1 protein-coding gene is annotated in these 243 nt (G+C 67.1%); it reads left to right on the forward strand.

Translation table 11 applies throughout. From position 1 onward, the window contains the following. On the forward strand, positions 1 to 232 hold a 232-nt coding region (locus CVH10_RS23590), incomplete at its 5' end, for a peptide deformylase (protein WP_181244735.1). Between the last annotated feature and the right edge of the window lie 11 nt (positions 233 to 243).

The raw sequence follows: 243 nt of genomic DNA on the forward strand, positions 1-243 counted from the left end.
GGTCCCCGGCCTGCGCGGCGTGGTGCCGCGCTTCGCGAACATCCGCTACACCGGCTTCGATCTCTACGGAGACCCGATCGATCGCACGGTCAGCGGCTTCCATGCGAGGGTGGTGCAGCACGAGGTGGATCACCTGTTCGGCAAGCTCTATCCGATGCGGGTGCGCGACTTCACGCGCTTCGGGTTCATCGAGGTGCTGTTCCCCGGGCTGGACGCCGCCGAAGACGACTGATCCAGGGCGGG

It is taken from the genome of Halomonas sp. ND22Bw, from assembly GCF_003011945.1.
Taxonomy (GTDB): domain Bacteria; phylum Pseudomonadota; class Gammaproteobacteria; order Pseudomonadales; family Halomonadaceae; genus Halomonas; species Halomonas halophila.